The 17,765-nt window shown below is 59.9% G+C and carries 9 protein-coding genes; 4 read left to right on the top strand and 5 right to left on the bottom strand.

The window, feature by feature from the left end:
• The first annotated feature begins 1 nt into the window (after position 1).
• The 3 genes from POF45_RS19190 to ureC all read left to right on the top strand — a co-directional run bounded on the left by POF45_RS19190 (position 2) and on the right by ureC (position 2,679).
• The gene (locus tag POF45_RS19190) at positions 2 to 538 is read left to right on the top strand and encodes a GNAT family N-acetyltransferase (protein WP_259498873.1); all 537 of its coding nucleotides are present in this window, start codon (positions 2 to 4) and stop codon (positions 536 to 538) included.
• On the top strand, positions 535 to 840 hold the full coding sequence (locus POF45_RS19185; protein ID WP_282316417.1) for an urease subunit beta: 306 nt from the start codon (positions 535 to 537) through the stop codon (positions 838 to 840). Before POF45_RS19190 ends, POF45_RS19185 begins: the two co-directional genes overlap by 4 nt.
• A 138-nt stretch (positions 841 to 978) precedes the next feature.
• Positions 979 to 2,679, top strand: a complete 1,701-nt coding sequence (ureC, locus tag POF45_RS19180; protein ID WP_259498871.1) for an urease subunit alpha — start codon at positions 979 to 981, stop codon at positions 2,677 to 2,679.
• 79 nt (positions 2,680 to 2,758) lie between these two features.
• Here ureC and POF45_RS19175 read toward each other — a convergent pair whose 3' ends face one another.
• From POF45_RS19175 to POF45_RS19160, 4 genes are all read right to left on the bottom strand, one after another.
• A complete protein-coding gene (locus POF45_RS19175; RefSeq protein ID WP_282316415.1) occupies positions 2,759 to 7,885 on the bottom strand; it encodes an NEL-type E3 ubiquitin ligase domain-containing protein in 5,127 nt (1,708 codons plus the stop codon).
• Between the two features lie 447 nt (positions 7,886 to 8,332).
• Positions 8,333 to 13,495 (bottom strand): dermonecrotic toxin domain-containing protein, encoded by a 5,163-nt coding sequence (locus tag POF45_RS19170; protein ID WP_282316414.1) that lies wholly within the window; start codon positions 13,493 to 13,495, stop codon positions 8,333 to 8,335.
• Between the two features lie 129 nt (positions 13,496 to 13,624).
• The gene (locus tag POF45_RS19165; protein WP_201189431.1) at positions 13,625 to 13,930 is read right to left on the bottom strand and encodes a chaperone modulator CbpM; all 306 of its coding nucleotides are present in this window, start codon (positions 13,928 to 13,930) and stop codon (positions 13,625 to 13,627) included.
• Between the two features lie 23 nt (positions 13,931 to 13,953).
• Positions 13,954 to 14,907, bottom strand: coding sequence for a DnaJ C-terminal domain-containing protein (locus POF45_RS19160; protein WP_259498863.1), 954 nt, complete (start codon positions 14,905 to 14,907; stop codon positions 13,954 to 13,956).
• Between the two features lie 297 nt (positions 14,908 to 15,204).
• Here POF45_RS19160 and POF45_RS19155 point away from each other — a divergent pair, with 297 nt between their 5' ends.
• A complete protein-coding gene (locus tag POF45_RS19155) occupies positions 15,205 to 16,479 on the top strand; it encodes an Hsp70 family protein (RefSeq protein ID WP_259498862.1) in 1,275 nt (424 codons plus the stop codon).
• A gap of 97 nt (positions 16,480 to 16,576) precedes the next feature.
• Here POF45_RS19155 and POF45_RS19150 read toward each other — a convergent pair whose 3' ends face one another.
• A complete protein-coding gene (locus tag POF45_RS19150) occupies positions 16,577 to 17,590 on the bottom strand; it encodes an AI-2E family transporter (protein ID WP_282316413.1) in 1,014 nt (337 codons plus the stop codon).
• Positions 17,591 to 17,765 lie beyond the last annotated feature (175 nt).

Genomic DNA, 17,765 nt, shown 5'->3' with positions numbered 1-17,765 from the left:
GATGAACGCCGCCCAGCTGCGCCGCGTGAATGTTGAAAGCTTTGCACATTACCGTCAGGGATTGATTGATTTACTGCTGGATGCCGTGGGTTACGGCGCCAGCGTCGGTTTCATGGCCGACCTGGATGCCACACAGGCCCGGGCCTATTTCGATGACGTCCAGGCCGATCTGAACAAGGGCAAGGTGTTGCTGTGGGTCGTGGTTCGCGATGAGCAGGTCGAGGCCAGCGTGCAATTGACCCTGTGCCAGAAAGCCAATGGCCTGAACCGCGCCGAAGTACAGAAGCTGCTGGTACGCGAGCACGCCCGCCGTCGGGGTCTGGGCCAGCAACTGATGAGTGCCCTGGAGCAGGCCGCCCGTCAGTACAAGCGCGGCATGCTTTACCTCGATACCGAAGCCGGCTCCCCTGCCGAAGATTTCTACCAGGCACTGGGCTACACCCGCGCGGGTGAAATTCCCGACTACGCTTGCGGTCCGGACGGGAAATACCGACCGACGGCCCTCTACTACAAGATTCTGCAAGGAGCGAATGGATGATTCCCGGTGAATACAAGATCCAGCCCGGCGACATCGAACTCAATGTCGGCCGTCGCACTGTCAGCCTGAAAGTGGCCAACAGCGGCGACCGGCCGATCCAGGTCGGCTCGCACTATCATTTCTTCGAAACCAATGACGCCCTGACCTTCGACCGCGCCGCCAGCCGCGGCATGCGCCTGAACATCCCCGCCGGCACCGCAGTGCGCTTCGAACCGGGGCAGAGTCGCGAGGTTGAACTGGTGGACCTGGCGGGGCATCGGCGGGTGTTCGGGTTTGCCGGCAAGATCATGGGTGATCTCTAGAATTTACGTCGTCTGCTCTGCCCTCATCGCGCGCAAGCCCGCTCCCACAGTTGATCGCATTTCCCTGTGGGAGCGGGCTTGCCCGCGATAGTGAGCGCAGCGAACGATTTCAAACTTTCTGAATTCCAAGGCGAATGAATGAAGATTTCGAGACAAGCCTACGCCGACATGTTCGGCCCCACCGTCGGTGACAAGGTCCGTCTGGCCGATACCGAGCTGTGGATCGAAGTGGAAAAAGACTTCACCACCTACGGCGAAGAAGTGAAATTTGGCGGCGGCAAAGTCATCCGTGACGGCCAGGGCCAAAGCCAGTTGCTGGCACACGAAGTGGTCGACACGGTCATCACCAACGCGCTGATCGTCGATCACTGGGGCATCGTCAAAGCCGACGTCGGGCTCAAGGACGGGCGCATCGCCGCCATCGGCAAGGCCGGCAACCCGGATGTCCAGCCCGGCGTGACCATGGCCATCGGCGCCAGTACCGAAGTGATCGCCGGTGAAGGCATGATCCTCACCGCTGGCGGAGTCGATACCCACATCCATTTCATCTGCCCACAGCAGATCGAAGAAGCGCTGATGAGCGGCGTCACCACCATGATCGGCGGCGGCACCGGGCCAGCCACCGGCACCAACGCCACCACCTGCACCTCGGGGCCGTGGCACCTGGCGCGCATGCTGCAGGCCGCCGACGCCTTCCCGATGAACATCGGACTCACCGGCAAGGGCAACGCCAGCCTGCCGGAGCCGTTGATCGAACAGGTCAAGGCCGGGGCCATCGGCCTCAAGCTGCACGAGGACTGGGGCACGACGCCGGCGAGTATCGACAACTGCCTGACCGTGGCCGATCAGTACGACGTGCAGGTGGCGATCCACACCGACACCCTCAACGAATCGGGTTTCGTCGAAACCACCCTCGCCGCCTTCAAGGGCCGCACCATCCACACGTATCACACTGAAGGCGCGGGCGGCGGTCACGCCCCGGACATCATCAAGGCCTGCGGTTTTGCCAACGTGCTGCCGAGTTCAACCAACCCGACCCGGCCGTTCACCCGCAACACCATTGATGAACACCTCGACATGCTGATGGTCTGCCACCACCTGGACCCGAGCATTGCCGAGGACGTGGCCTTCGCCGAAAGCCGCATCCGCCGCGAGACGATTGCCGCCGAAGACATCCTCCACGACCTTGGCGCGTTCTCGATGATCAGCTCCGACAGCCAGGCCATGGGCCGGGTCGGCGAGGTCATCACCCGCACCTGGCAGACCGCCGACAAGATGAAAAAACAGCGCGGCGCACTGCCTGGCGATGGCGAAGACAACGACAACTTCCGCGCCAAACGCTACATCGCCAAGTACACCATCAACCCGGCGATCACCCACGGCATCAGCCATGAAGTGGGCTCGATCGAGGTCGGCAAGTGGGCGGACCTGGTGCTCTGGCGCCCGGCATTCTTTGGCGTCAAGCCGACGCTGATTCTCAAGGGCGGCGCCATCGCGGCCAGTTTGATGGGCGATGCCAATGCCTCGATTCCGACGCCACAACCGGTGCACTATCGTCCGATGTTCGCCAGCTACGGCGGCTCGCTGCACGCCACCAGCCTGACGTTCATCAGCCAGGCCGCACAGGAGGCCGGCCTGCCCGAAGCCCTGGGGCTGAAGAAGAAAATCGCCGTGGTCAAAGGTTGCCGCGACGTGCAGAAAACCGACCTGATCCACAACGACTATCTGCCTGACATCGACGTCGACCCGCAGACGTATCAGGTCAAGGCCGACGGCGTACTGCTGTGGTGCGAACCGGCAGAAACCCTGCCTATGGCCCAGCGCTACTTCCTGTTTTAACGCTGCAAAAAATAAGCCCCGATGCACAACAGTGCCTGTACATCGGGGCTTGCTCAATCACTGGCGATCAGCCGGTGTGTCAGCGCGTGAACGGCGCATCATCCCTCTCCAGCCTGGCCAGATCCATAGCGTCCTGGGTCACTTTTTTCAGCAGTTGATCGACATCGTCGAGTCCCGCCTGGTATTCGCTGTCATAAGCGTCATCGGTCATGACCTCACCCGGCGCGATGACACTGTCCGGCTTACCCAGCCCGGCGGCCAATACCCGCAGACGCTCCTTCAGGCGCTCGCGAGCTTGCGGTGTGAGATCGGTGGTATTGACCCGCTCATCCATGGCGATCTTGAAATCAGTGAGCGTTTCCAGCTTGCGCCTGAGCGCTTTGAATAGCTGCCGATTGCTGCCCTCTGCATAGGCTTTCCAGAACGGCAATTGGGCAATCGAATTGCGCAGCAGGTCGCCCTCCTCCAGCGCCAGCACCCATTGGTACGCATCTTCGATCATGACCGGGGTGACACCGGCCAGGTCGCGAAACTGCATGCCGCGTGACTGCCAGGGCAGATTGAGGCGCTCCGCCAGGTCTGTCATGTAGGCCAGATGAACCTCGACTTCGTCGATGGTCCCGGTGACGTCATCATCAGCATCAACCCGGCGCATCGATTCTCCCGCCGCCAGTCGGGCGGAGATATGCCGGCGGGCAATCCGGTCAATCTCCAGCAACCGCGTCTTGCCCTTGGCCAGGCGCACCAGAGCAGCCTTGACCAGGTCCGGATTCGCCAACTGATAGGCCTCATGGATCATCACCTCAGTACCCATGGCGTTGAACCATTCGGTCAGCCCGTCGACGCACTCGGTGGGCGCCACGGCCTCGGTAAATATCTTTTCCCGCAGCTCGGCATTCTCGGCCATGGCTTCGATCATGCGCCAGACCTTGGTGGTGAGGTCGGCTCGATAGGCCCCGCCAGCGTTGAAATCCGCAGTCCTGGTCAGTTGCTTGAGCCTGTTGAAAAACCACTCCGAACCGAACTCGTCCTCCAGACCGTCCCAGCCGGGCTGCCGGGTTTGCCATTGCGGCTCGCTCAGGCCGGTACTCCAGTCGATGCTGTCAATCGGACCCTGCGGCGCATAGGGGCGTTCGGGATCCAGTCCCATCGATTCGATGTACAGCTTGAACTTGCGCAGGTTTTCGGCGGATATCCAGCGCGAGGATCGACTGATTTGCGTGCGCGCCAGCAACTCCGCACGAAACGATCCCGGCGCGACTTCGGGGATCCGGCTGATCGGATTTTCACGCAAGTCCAGAAAAAAATGGCGCGGTCGTGATTGCAGAAGAAACCCGGTGGGCCAACTGTTCACGCCGGTGCGGCCCATTTGCAACACGCTCAGGTTCGGCATCCGGCTGACGTCCGGCAGCAAGCCCAGGGGATTGCCCGTCAGCGCCAGGGATTCCATGTGCGTCAGCCCCCTCAACCAGGCCACCGATTGCGCAGTCAGTACAATCTGATTGTTGCTCAACAACAGCGTGGTGAGATGCCTCATGCCCGCAATGCGCGGCGTCAGCGTGGTCAACAGATTACCCCTGAGGCTCAAGTGACGCAGGTTGCCAAAGTGGCTTAGAAATTCCGTGTGTTGATCCTGCAGGGCATTGGCATCGAGGCCCAAACCCGTGACGTGATCGAAGTTGGCCGTGAGCGGTGGCATGTCCGGCAGATGCCTGGCGAGGTCATGAGTGCCGAGTTCAAGATGCTGGGGATGATCCTCGCCAATCGCCTCCAACCCTCGCGGCCCGGTACGTTGCCAGCAGTGGCGAAACGCTGCATAGATACGATTTCGCGCCGCCCACTCAGCCCTGGCGCCGGCGCGCAGGCTCAATGTTCCGGTATTCACCCATACCTGGAATTTGAAGTTCAGTTCGTTGAATTCCTGCTCCAGCGCGCTGATCTGCTGTTCCAGGGCAATGCCCTTTTGCTGAAATTTCTGCATCAACGCATCGAGCTCTTCTTCGGAGAACCCGGGGTAAAGGTGACTGGCGCGATGACGCACACTCGCCGATCCGGGAACCTGACGATAACCTTGCATGCCGCCACGCAACTTCATGGTCTGTGGATCGTAAGACGGTTTACGCAGGGGCGCGTCGCGCAGCACCGGCGCCAACTCGTCGTGAGCCATAGGCGCCTGTCGCACGGCGGCCTTGAGTTGGGCGCCTTGATTGATTTCGTAGCCCAGCGCCTTGCGCTCGCCGTCGGGCAAGGCGTGCAATAGCGCACCATACAGGTCGTCAGCACCGTGCAAGTGCTGATCCTGTTCATCGCGGGCTTCGAACGTGCCCTCTTCTTTACGCAGTAACACCTTGCGGATTGATGCGTCCGGCGGACCGACACTGTCACTGAGTCGGCCGTTGAACGTGAGTTCGCGGACCTCGATACGCACCTCAGCCGACCAGCCCGGCAAGGCAGCAATGCTGTGCAGGGCCAGTCGTTCGGTGTCTTCACTGGCCAGCGCCTGCAGATACAGGCCTTCAACGGCCCGAGCCACCCGCACCTCCGCCAGCGCCTGTCGCACCTGCGCCTTGAGCCGAAGTGACAGCCGGCCTTTTTGCGTGATGAACCTCAAGTCTTCGGCGCTGGCCTGCTCCAGCAAGCGCTGGCCGACACTGACGGGCAACGCTGGAAACTCGCCTTTGAGCACCCTCAACGAGCCCTCGCTCGTCTGTTCGCCGGTTTTGTACAGGGAATCAAACAAGCGTCGGGTCTGGCGTTCGGCATGCATGGCCAGGCGTGAGCGCAACGCCTCCAGTCGCACGCCCCTATCATCGCTCAGTTGCGTGCCCAGCAGTTCGCGCAGCTCGCCAGGCGCCAGCGAGTCCAGCACGCGCTCAAGCAGTTGTCCGTTTCTGAGCTGGGTGATGCTGACCCTGATGGTCTGTGTTGCCGAGGCATCGACGAAGCCGTATTTGATCGGGACTGCAGGAAGCGCTGACCCGTTGTCCAGCTCAATGGCCCGGGTGGCAGGCCACCCCGGCAATTCGGTGATCAGGGCTGGTACAAACCTTTCCAGTTCTTCGGACACCTGGCTGTTCAGAATCTGCCGGCTGAAATCCTCGGCCAGGGCATAAACCTTGAAACGCTTGAGCGTATCGGCCAGCAAGGGAGACGGGCTTTCGTTTTCGACATGCAGCCTGCGCAACGCGGTGGCATCTACCCCGCTGACGGTACGGATCTGCGCCTGTGTCGCAGGCGGCAACGCCTCCATGGAAGGCCCCAGCCGCCGCCAGACCTTGGCGTCGTCCCAGGTCAATGGCTGCTCCAGCTCGCTGATCCAGGCGCCAGCACCATTGTGGGCAACCCGCGGCCGGTAAGCATTGGGGCGGGCAGGATGTTCGATACGGTACTGCCCCGAGAACGGATCGGATGCCACCCGATAGCGTTTCTTTTCCAGCGACAACACGCTCTGGTCGTCATATTGATACAGACCCGCGTCGTTCGGTCGGACATCTTTTGGCAACGGCATACCGTACTCATAAGGCGCCAGGTCAGGCTTCCACAGGCTGGCCTGGCCATCCGGCAGGTCGACGGCTTGCAGGCTGTCGAGCAGCGGCGAAGGCCTGATCGGCGTCAGCCTTCCTGCGGGCAAGACATGACCGGCCCCCATCATCGCCAATTGCGCGCCGTTGATGATCACCGAAATGATGTGTCCCGACGCCTCTTCACGATCACCCCTGCTCCAATCCTCAATCCCCTCGGCCAGCTCTTCGAGCACCTGTGCGACCATGATGCCCAGCATCGCTTCACCCAGCCCCGGCACCAGCATCGCGGCGAAGTTGAATACATTCCAGCCGATGTCGAGGTAGCTGGTCAGGCGCTTCCAGCGGCTCAGGGCATCTTCATCACCGGTGGGCACCGCGATCTGCCGAGCGTCGGCGATCAGCTTGTTCCGGCGAACGCTGTAAAGATGATTCCACACGTTACCGGGGATCACGTGGGTGAGCGGCTCGGCATGGGGATTTTCCACGGCGGTCTCGCGCCACCAGGGGCCCATGTCCAGTGGCCTGCGCTGCTGCCAGGTGAAGGTCTTGAGGCGTTCGTTGACGCGCCTGAAAAATAAACCCTTGTCTTCCTGGGCGACAAAACGACTGAAAAAGCGCTGGTAATCAGGGTCGCGCAGTTGGCCGATCAGGGTTTTCATGAAGTCGGTGAAGGAGCTGTACTCCCTCAACGGATGTTCGGGATCGTCCGGGATGTAAACAATCAGATTACCCACCAAACGGCTGTGCGTGTAGGCGTCTTGCCGACGCGCCAGCTCTTCGGACAGGCCCTTGGGCCCATTGGCGAAAAACGCCTTGAGCAACTTGAATTGCTCGTACTCCTGGCCCGGAAGAAAGGGGATTTCCTGCGACAGGTCCAGCAGCGACGTCAGCAGCGGCCCCGACAGCGCGTCTACCGCTTTTTTGGCCCAGGCTGGTTCACCCACGGAGCTGAACAGCGTAATCCCGGTCAGCTGAAAGCCCATCAGCGATAGCCGATGATTGAGCATGGGCCGGCCATACAGCTGGCGATCGGGCTTGCCATCGTGCACCTGCAGCGTCAGGCCGAACGCGTGGGAAGTGAGGTCGCCCTTGAGGTAGGCTGTCATCGCCGACAGCTTGAACACGGCCTTGTCACTGTCCATTGATTGCTGCTGCAGCGCGACCCTGGCGGGTGCGGCGGCAGGGGTCATGACATCCTTCAGATGCGCCTGGTACTGCGCCCCGATATCCAGTTGGCGACACAGTGTAACGAACTGCGCCACGGTCATGGCATGGCGCAGCGGCGCGCCCTCGGCATCGCGGGTGAACACCCCGGAGCCGTCAGCAAATGCCGTCGGTTCAGCTTCTGCGGCCTCAAAGTTATGCAGTGCCGCATCCAGCAAGGTCACTTGCCTGAAGTGATAAGCGCCCCTGTCGATACCCAACATCAGTTTATCGGGAACGTATAAACGTAACTCAGCCGTCCGAACGTCCAGTTCGACATTCAATGTGTCTTTTAATGCTTTCACCAGCAGGGGCTCGGAGAAGTCCCGAACATCCTGTTGCAATGTCCCGATAAATTCATCCAGTTGCCCTTGCAACAACCAACGTCGTTGAAACAGGTCCTTGTGGTACTCGCGGTCGACTTTTCGCGCGTTGAGATACCAGTGCGGATAAACACTGACAGGCTGTTCGAAGGCCAACAATGTGTCGGCTGGGGAAACGGGTTTTGAATCAAGCAGTACTTGGCTGATTCGCCGATGATAAGACTTGGGTTCATCGACTTCGCCAACAGATGAAGACGAGCCTCGAGGTAGTTCTTGCAACGCTGACATATAACAATCATCCGTGATTATTTGAATGTTCAGGCTAGCGGAGAGGCTTGACTTTCAGCAATTCAAAAACCTGTGACTTAGGGTCGTTGCACTGGCGAAACACTTCAATAATTGAAACCCCGAATATAGATAAGTACCACCCAAGACGCTCATGTTTGAGCAATGGCTACTTGAGCATGAAAGCGCCCAGGAATATCTCGGGCTGAAGACTGTGTTTTTCGATGGGTGATCTGTGGCGAGGGGATGAGTCCCTACGCCACAAGTTCAGGGTCACTATCAAGTCACCGAGAAAATCCCCTCAGATTGGTGATGTTTTCAAGACTGGCTCTGACCTCGTCCCATTGCCTCGTCCGTCAGACCACGGAGAATGTTTTTCCTTTCTTCTCCCAGACGACCCGAATAAGCAAAATAATCTGCGTTACTCATGACCTTGCCGGGACTGACATCTGCTGCCGGTATGCCCAGCAGCGCGGCCGATGTCTCGATGGTGTTGCGCAAGTCCTGTTTTTGCTGCGCAGACAAGCCTCCGTTATCAGCCCATTCTTGCTGCGCTTCGAGCAAGCTGAGCAAGGCATCATTCTTGGCGTCCACTGCTTTGTATGCGTCGGGGTTGGCGCCCTCCAGATACTCGACCCAGAACGTCTGGTCGAGGACGTTCTCGCGCAACAGGTCACCCTCCTCCAGTATCAGAACGTGGTTATAGGCGTCCTCCACCATCAGGGGCGTCACATCCGGCTCAGCGAACATCATGTTCCCGGGTTGCCATGGCAGATCGAGCCGACTGCCAAGCCGTGTCAGGTAGACCATGTGAACCTCTACCACATCGATGGGAAGCCGCTCATTTCCCCGGTCATCAAACTGTGCAACTAGATGCCCGTCCTCATTGTACTCGGGCAGACAACGCCCCCCCCCGGCCAATAAATCAGCCACTCTTGCGTTGCCGATTCGGGCCAACTCATCCAGTCGCGACTTGCCCTTGGCAAGCTTCAGAAGCTCGGCTTTCCTCAAGGCTGCATCGGAAATCGCACAGGCCTCGTGCAACAAAACCTCGACGCCCATGGAGCCGAACAAATGCGCACCGCCATCAACGCAGCGCGTGGGTGCCCTGGCCATCTGAAACAGGTTTTCACGCAGCCCGGTATCCTCGGCCATGGCCTCCAGCATGCGCCAGACCTTGAGCGTGAGGTCTGGCCTGGAGGCGGGAGTCAACGCATCAGCGGACTCGCTCAACTTCCGAATTTCATTGAAAAACGGCTCGCTGCCATGGGTTTCTTCGAGCGCGTCCCAGAGAGGTTGCTTCTGTGTCCATTCCAGATGCGTCAGCCCATCCATCCAGTGGGCACTGTCTTGAGTTCCTCGGGGCGGGAAATGACGCTCGGGTTCAAGGCCAACCGATTCGATATACAGGTTGAGCCTGTCCAGGGCCTGCGGTGACAGCAATTCGCGGCTCACTGCCGTTCTGGCAAGGATCTGCGCGCGCTCAGAGCCCGGCGCCACATCAGGTATTTCGGTAATGGCGTTGGCCGTCAGGTCCAGAATGAAGCGGTGGGATCTTGGCCTGGAAAAAATCCCGACGGGCCAGCGGTTCAGCCCGGTGTCGGCCAAACGTAACAAGTGCAGCTGGTACATGAGAGTGATATCAGGCGCCTGCCCCAGCGGGTTGCCATCCAGTGACAGGCTGGTCATTCGGCGCAGATCCCTGATCTGCCGGGCAGTCTCGCTCGTCAGCACCACCTCGTTGTCGCTGAGCCCCAGGACTTCGAGATGCGGCATCTTCCCGACGGCTTCCGGCAAACGGGTCAGCTCATTCATATCAAGCTCCAGGGATCGCAGCTTGCTGAACGTCGACAAAAAAACAGTCCCGCGGTCCGTCAATCCGATGCCCTGAAGGTTCAAGGCGGTCACATGATCGAAGTTGCCAGGCAAGACCGACAGCGTTTCCAGATAAGGCCCCAGCCCTTCCCCCTCCAACTGGATTTTTTGCCCGCGATAACGTCCGACAGCATCGATATCGTCGTCGGCGGACGCTTGCCAGGCAAGCCGGATGGCGTTCAGGAACTCCTTCTTGGCGCTCAGCGATTCGGCGTCCTGGGCGCCACCCCAGTACCAAAGCCGTAGCCCATGATCGAGCGCCTTGTATTCGGCCTCCAGCGCCTTGAGCCAGCGATCATCTTCCAGGGGCTTGCTCAGCAGGTACTCGGTGAGTTCTGCGTCAGTAATATTGGGGTAGAGCGTGCGTACCCGCTCCTCGATTATCCCTCTGCGCCCCCCCGTCCCCCGCCCACTCAACGGATAGCCTCGTTTACCGCCCGGAAAGCGGTGCGGCGGCCTGAAAAATGGCAGACGAGCCGGCGCGATACCCAACACCTGACGCAATGCCCCACGAGGCAATGCCTGTTGCACAATCAGCCCTTGAAGCGTCTCGCCCTGGCCGACATGTGGCAAGCCAATCGACAGGCGATGACGGTCGGTCAAGGCATGCTGGATCGAGCCGTAAAGACCGTTGGCACCGTGCAACTCAGTGCCCTGGGCGTCGAAGGCCTGATATTTCCCCTCGCCGAGGTGAACCAATACTTTGTGGCTGCTCGCCTGCTGCGGGCCGTAACTGGCTCGTAACGGACCGTTGAGCGTTGCCTCACGTATTTCAATACGCAGTTCGTTCTTCCAGCCAGGCAAACGCTGCAGTGTGTTCAGCGCCAGGGCCTCGGTATCCGGCCCGGCCAGTTCTGGCAGGTAGAGACCTTCGTAGGCCTGCGTCAGGCGTATTTCGTTTTGCCACTGGCGCGCCACTTGAGCCAGGCGCAAGGGAATCTTTTCGCGGGTGCGAATGATCTCCAGCTCAGCCGTCGTGGCATCGCTCAACACTTGCCGCGCCATACGCGTGGACAGTCGCTTGAAATCACGCTGTATGAGCTGGACAGCGGGGTCAGCCGGGCGTTTCGGCTCGCTGTTGAGGCTGCGGAACAGGCGCGTACGGTGGCGTACGGCGCTTTCTGCCAAGCGGTTTTTCAAGGCCACAGTGCGCAACTCAGTGCCTCGCTCCAGGTACTGACCACCCAGCAGTTTCTTGAGTTGATCGTCACTCAGGCTGTCAACGATTCGACCGGGCAAACCGCCGCCCTTGAGTTCGGTCTGGCTGATGCGGATCGGAGCAGGATCGGTACGGTCCCCGGTGTAATACTGAATCGGTACATCGCTCCCGGCTTGAGCATTGAACACTTCAATGCCCCTGCCCACAGGCCAATCCGGTAACTCGACCATCAATGTCGCGGCGTACCCGGACAGCTCGTCAGTCATTTGCCCTTCGGCAATCTGCCGCCCTACGCTCACCGCGTTGTCATAGGCACGATTTCGGTCCGCCGTTTCCTGCAGGATCGACGGGGTGCGCTCTGTCTCGACATACATTCGTCGAAGCAAACCCTCTTCGATGCCGCTGGACATTCGAATCCGTTCCAACTGCGTGTCGCTGAATCCCTCCACCACAGGGCCCAGACGACGCATCAGGGCCGTGCCTTCCCAGCTTCGTGGAGCCTCGGCCTCATGCACCCAGACCCCGTCACCGTTGGTACGCACTTCAGGTTGATAGGCGTCGGCACGCACAGGGTGCTGAACGCGATACGCCCCGGGAAGAGGATCGTCCCCCAGCACAAAATGTTTGTCGCCAAGTGTTAACACCTGATCGCCGTTGCGACGCAGCAACCCGTCGCTGTCCGCGCTCGAACTGGCGGGTAACTCGATATTGCGCTCATAGGGTTTGAGATCCGGTTTCCACAAGCGCGTCTTGCCATCAGGCAGGCGGACCGGCTTCATGCTTTCTACAGCGGGCGACGTCACGAAGTGAAACGCCGCAGCACCCACCGCCAGCATCGCCAGGTTTTCCACAACATCGGTTATATGAGACCAGGCGGCTTCCCTGTCGCCTTCGCCGAGTTCGATAGCGCCCTCAAATGCCTCGTACATCAGCTGTCCGAGCGTGGCCACCAACATGACTTCGCCGAGCGGCGGCACCACCATCGATACCGTGCCCACAACCAGAAGGCCGATGCTCAGGTAATGCGACAGACGCCTGGAGTGGCTGGCGTCATCCGCATCAACCGTGGACACCGCGAGTGTCCGGGCATCTTCAAATACCTGATCGCGCAGGCCTTCGTAGAGTGTGTCCCACAGGTCGACGTCCTCCGCCCATATGCCACCTTTTATGGAATAGGCATTGATATTCAGGTTCGGGCCTTCGACCGGCACCCGACTGGTGTGATGCGCATTCCCCAGAATCGAACTGATCGGCGAACGCACGTAATCAGGCGCCAGCAGGTCCGCCCAAAAGGCGCCCTGCTCGGAGCGCAACCAGTTAATCAGCCAGGGTTCGGAAGGTGCATCCGTCATCGTCTTGGTGAAGCGACGGTAATAGTAGGGACGATTTTTTTGCGCGACAAAACGGCTGAGAAAAACCTGATAACCGGCAGGCCCGGACTGGGGCTGGCGGCCCATCGGCTGCACCGGGTACGCGGTAAGTTGGCGAGTCAGCTCCTGACGAAAAGCCTGGAAATTTTCGTAACGCTTGATCGGATGTTCGGGGTCGTCAGGGATATAGGCGATGAACCAGTCCGAATATTGGTATTTGACACAGGGGTCGATAATCACACACCCGCGCAGATCGAGATTTATCATGCTCGGGGTGCGATACCAGACCTGTTTGTCGCCAACCATTATCTTTTTTTCGCCACTGACCACGCGCATCAACAGCTTGAAATCGTCCTCGCCGATATCTTTCTTGAATAGCGCCAGGCGGGCAGCCGCGGTGAAGGCATCTTTCTGGTGGGTGATGTAGCGGGTGCGTAACAGGTTTTGCGAAACCACTTGGTCCGGGCGTAGAAAGGTTTTGAGGTGCTGCTGGTACTGGCTACCCAGATCAAGCGTGCGGCACAGGCGGGCAAAGTCTTCGAGCTTGAGCGTGGCCGGATGGCGCTCGAAGTGGCCGAGTGCATTGGGCGGAGTGACGAACCCGCAAGCCGCGTCGAAAAAGCCGGCTGTTGTTTCCTGTTCCTCGAAATTGTTCAGGGCTGCCTGCAACAAAGAAAATGTCTTGACCCTGTAGCCATCGGTCTTTCGGCCAAAGCTGTCTTCTATCGGGATATAAAGCCGCAGGAAAACATGCTCCACATCCAGCGCATGCCCCGCTGCGACCAATGCGGCCGTGAGTAACGGCGCTGCAAAATCATTAATCTCCTGGATTTTGAGCATCGACTTGTCGAGCTCGTTCTGTGAGTGACACTTGGCATCCAGGTCACGGTTCAACACATCACGATCGGATGCACTGAGTGCGCCATACCAGTTCGGGATGACAGGGCGTGTCTGCCTGAGCGCTGCGCGCCGCTGTGGCGCGGCATTGACGAGACAGGCAGGAACGGCACGTTTGAGAAGTTCATAGTGCTGTCCCTGCTCGCCTGCGGTGGCAGGAATCGGGGATAAATCGGTCATTTGAAAAATACCTTGATGAAAGATCAAGGCATCAACTTAACCAGCGTAACTGTGACGCTGGCGGTAACTATATACCGCGACGGTTGCGGCCCATCGCAGCTGTTGTGCGCGCATGGCTTCCAGCGAAAACTACTCCACCACCAACCGCCCCAACCGCTGCTTCAGCATCCGGTTCTCGGCTCGCAGCTGCTGGACCTCTTCAAGCAGGTCCAGCGCCAGGGCAACGCCTTCCCATTCCAGTTCCAGGTCGCGCCGCAGCTTGGCGGCACGTTTGGCCAGGACCAACTCGTAATCGTTGAAACGCCAGTCCTTGGGCAGTGCGCCCTGAGGTTCGAGGATGCCGTGTTCGACGATTTCGATCACGTAGACGTCCGACAGGTCGGTCGCCTCACAGAATTCTGCCATGTCCAGTTGAACGATCAGGGGGCTGCTCATGTTTGGCTACTCCGTTTCTCGGATCAGAAGTTCTCGCGCGGGTCGAAAGCGGCTTTCTTCGCCAGTTCCTGCCACAACGCCTTGGTCTCGTCGTCTGCGGCCTTGGGCATGATGGCCTTGAGCTGCACGAAGAGGTAACCGCGTTCGCCCTTCTTGTTCATCAAACCGTGGCCCTTGGCGCGCATGCGCTGGCCGTTCTGGCTGCCGGCCGGGACCTTGAGGTTGATCTTGCCGGTGAGGGTCGGCACCGCGACTTCCGCGCCCAGCGCCAGTTCCCAGGGGGCCAGCGGCAGGGTGATGATCAGGTTTTCGCCCTCGACATCGAATTTCGGGTGCGGGGCAAAACGGATGATCAGGAACAGGTCGCCATTGGCGCCGCCGCCAATTCCCGGTGCGCCTTGGCCCTTGAGGCGGATGCGCTCGCCGTCGGTCACGCCAGCGGGGATTTTCACGTTCAGGCTCTTGCTGGTGTTGCTCACATGCTGGCCAGCCGCGTTGTACTGCGGCACCTGGAAGCTGACCTTCTTCGATTCGTTCGAGAGGGTCTCTTCCAGAAAAATCGCTAATTCCATTTCCACGTCTTGCCCTCGGCGACCGGCGCTACGAGATTGCCCACCACCGAACCCCGGACCCCGGTTGCCGAAAATCGAACTGAAGAAGTCCGAAAAATCGCCCGAGTCCTGGCCACCACCGAAACCACCTGCCCCACCGGCACCACGTCCCTGCCAGCCTGGCGGGCCCTGGAACGGCTGGCCGTGCTGGCCGTATTTGCGCAAGTCGTCGTATTCGGCGCGCTTGTCGGCACTTTTCAGCGCCTCATAGGCTTCCGAAGCGTCCTTGAACTTGGCCTCGGCGTCCTTTTCCTTGCTGACGTCGGGGTGGTATTTGCGCGCGAGTTTGCGATAAGCGGCCTTGATGGTCTTATCGTCTGCGGTCGGTTCCACACCGAGAATCTTGTAATAGTCTTTGAAATCCATCGCGGGAATCACCATCCGTTATCAAAGTCGCGCCACTGCCGCCAGCATGCGCTGATTAGCAGCCGTTGGGTTGACCGATCTCAAGCTGTGACCGGGTAGCGCATCAAAAGTTTATCGGCAGCGAAAGGCGGTTCTTGCGTCCGTCCTGTGGCTGCCTGGCTCAATGCTGACAAGTTTGGGGCATGGCGCGGTCTTTACAAGGCGCTAACCGCTGCGATTTAGCGGATAGTCGGCCTTCGAATCTGTGCCGCAGTGGCATACACTGCGCGGCCGTTTTTTAACCGGAACTCGAAAGACATGAAAAACGCATCCCCAGCCCGTGCCTGCGGTATCGACTTTGGCACGTCCAACTCCACCGTCGGCTGGCTGCGCCCCGGCATGGAAACGCTGATTGCGCTGGAGGACGACAAGATCACCCTGCCTTCGGTGGTCTTCTTCAACATGGAAGAACGCCGCCCGGTGTACGGCCGCCTGGCGCTGCACGAGTACCTGGAAGGCTATGAAGGCCGGCTGATGCGCTCGCTCAAGAGCCTGCTGGGCTCCAAGCTGATCAAGCATGACACCAGCGTGCTGGGCACGGCGATGCCGTTCAAGGACCTGCTGGGCCTGTTCATCGGCCAGTTGAAGAAGCGCGCTGAAGCCGCCGCCGGTCGTGAATTCGAAGAAGTGGTACTGGGCCGCCCGGTGTTTTTCGTCGATGACGACGAACTGGCTGACCAGGAAGCCGAAAACACCCTCGTGGACGTGGCCCGCGCCATCGGCTTCAAGGACGTGTCGTTTCAGTACGAGCCGATTGCGGCCGCCTTCGACTATGAATCGACCATCGAAAAAGAAGAGCTGGTGCTGATCGTCGACATCGGCGGTGGTACGTCCGACTTCTCGCTGGTGCGCCTGTCCCCCGAACGTCGTACCCACGACAACCGCCACGACGACATCCTCGCCACTGGCGGCGTGCACATCGGCGGGACCGACTTCGACAAACAGTTGAGCCTGCAAGGCCTGATGCCGCTGTTCGGCTACGGCAGCCGCATGAAGAGCGGCGCCTACATGCCGACCAGCCACCACATGAACCTGGCGACCTGGCACACCATCAACTCGGTCTACTCGCAGAAGTCGACCCTGGCCCTGGGCAGCATGCGCTACGACATCGAAGACACCGGCGGCATCGACCGTCTGTTCAAGCTGATCGACCAGCGCGCCGGTCACTGGCTGGCGATGGAAGTGGAAGAAACCAAGATCCAGCTGACCCACGCCGACACCCGCCACGTGCCGCTGGACCGCATCGAGCCAGGCCTGAGCGTGGAACTGACCCGGGCACTGTTCGAGTCGGCCATCGACAACCTGCTGGAGCGTGTGCGCAACAGCGTCACCAAATTGCTGACCGACGCCAATGTGCGGGTCGATCAGGTCGATACGGTGTTCTTCACCGGTGGTTCGAGCGGGATTCCGGCGCTGCGCAACAGCATTTCGGCAATGCTGCCCAAGGCGCAGCATGTGGAAGGGAATATCTTTGGCAGCATCGGCAGCGGACTGGCAATCGAGGCCAACAAGCGCTACGGCACGATGGACTGATCCGAAACCAAGGCTCGCTCCCACATTGGAATGCGTTTCCCTGTGGGAGCGAGCCTGCTCGCGAAGGCGTCAGCTCAAGCGACACATCTCCAGCAGATCAAACCATCCCGATCTGCTTCAACTCGCTCTTCAGATACGCATAATAAATCGGCCCCGCCACCACGCCCGGCAGGCCGAATGCGGCCTCGAACACCAGCATTGCCAACAGCAACTCCCAGGACTTGGCGCTGATCTGCCCGCCGACGATGCGTGCGTTGAGAAAGTATTCGAGCTTGTGGATGAAGATCAGATAACCCAGCGCCGCCACGGCGACCCAGATCGACAGCGACAAACCGACGATGGTGATCAGGGTGTTGGACATCAGGTTGCCAATCACCGGCAGCAGGCCCAACAGGAACGTCAGCACGATCAGGGTTTTGGTCAGCGGCAGCTTGATGCCGAACATCGGCAGAATCACCGCCAGGAAGATGCCGGTGAAGAAGGTGTTGAGCAGCGAGATCTTGATCTGGGCGAAGACGATGTTGCGGAACGCCTGCACCAACAAGTGCAAGCGGTCGAACAATGCGGCGGCCAACGGCTTGCGCTTGGTCAGGTCCGGCACCCGTTGCAAGGCGATGATCGCCCCCAGCACCATGCCGATCAGCAGCGTCACGAACATGTGCGCCGCGTCCTTGCCCACCAGTTGCAGGTCGCTCAGGTGTTTGGTCAACCAGTCGCCAATGGCCACCCGGAACTCGGCGGCGCTGGCCGGCAGGTAGGCGTCGATGAACGGCGGCAACTGACCGCGAGCGCGATCAACCACGCCCATGAATTTGTCGAGGGAAGCGCCCGGGTTTTCCGCCTCGTGCAGCAGGAAGCTGATCGCACCGGCAAAGATCAGCGCCAGCACGCTGACCACCAGCGTGCCCAGCAGCGCCACCGCCAGCCAGCGGGCGCGCCGACCCTCGATCAGCCGTTGCAGTTGCGGGGTGAGCATGTTGACCAGTTCGAACACCAGCAGGCCGGCCATCAGGCTCGGCAGCAATCGCAGCGGCAACACCAGCAACAGCCCACCAAAAATGATCACCCAACTGACCAACAGCAATACGTGACGCTGAGAAAACGTTGGCATACAGCCTCAAAACGAACGGCGTAAAAGGATTGGCAGTCTGCCAGCGTTCCGATGTCAGCACTAGGGATTGTGCAGGCCTACCTTGGTCGGGTGCTCAGGCGGTTTTTTGCGACGGCCTTGCTGGCCCCTTCGCGAGCAGGCTCGCGAGGGGGCCAGCAAGGACACTACAAATCTC

The organism is Pseudomonas fungipugnans, assembly GCF_029955235.1.
GTDB classification, from domain to species: domain Bacteria; phylum Pseudomonadota; class Gammaproteobacteria; order Pseudomonadales; family Pseudomonadaceae; genus Aquipseudomonas; species Aquipseudomonas fungipugnans.
This window is presented reverse-complemented; position numbering and strand designations above follow the sequence as displayed.

What these genes read in the sequence shown, in the direction of transcription:
- POF45_RS19185 (WP_282316417.1), top strand. Translation starts at nt 535, where the DNA reads ATGATTCCCGGTGAATACAAGATCCAGCCCGGCGACATCGAACTCAAT.
- POF45_RS19160 (WP_259498863.1), bottom strand. Translation starts at nt 14,907, where the DNA reads ATGGATTTCAAAGACTATTACAAGATTCTCGGTGTGGAACCGACCGCA.
- POF45_RS19190 (WP_259498873.1), top strand. Translation starts at nt 2, where the DNA reads ATGAACGCCGCCCAGCTGCGCCGCGTGAATGTTGAAAGCTTTGCACAT.
- ureC (WP_259498871.1), top strand. Translation starts at nt 979, where the DNA reads ATGAAGATTTCGAGACAAGCCTACGCCGACATGTTCGGCCCCACCGTC.
- POF45_RS19170 (WP_282316414.1), bottom strand. Translation starts at nt 13,495, where the DNA reads ATGACCGATTTATCCCCGATTCCTGCCACCGCAGGCGAGCAGGGACAG.
- POF45_RS19155 (WP_259498862.1), top strand. Translation starts at nt 15,205, where the DNA reads ATGAAAAACGCATCCCCAGCCCGTGCCTGCGGTATCGACTTTGGCACG.
- POF45_RS19165 (WP_201189431.1), bottom strand. Translation starts at nt 13,930, where the DNA reads ATGAGCAGCCCCCTGATCGTTCAACTGGACATGGCAGAATTCTGTGAG.
- POF45_RS19150 (WP_282316413.1), bottom strand. Translation starts at nt 17,590, where the DNA reads ATGCCAACGTTTTCTCAGCGTCACGTATTGCTGTTGGTCAGTTGGGTG.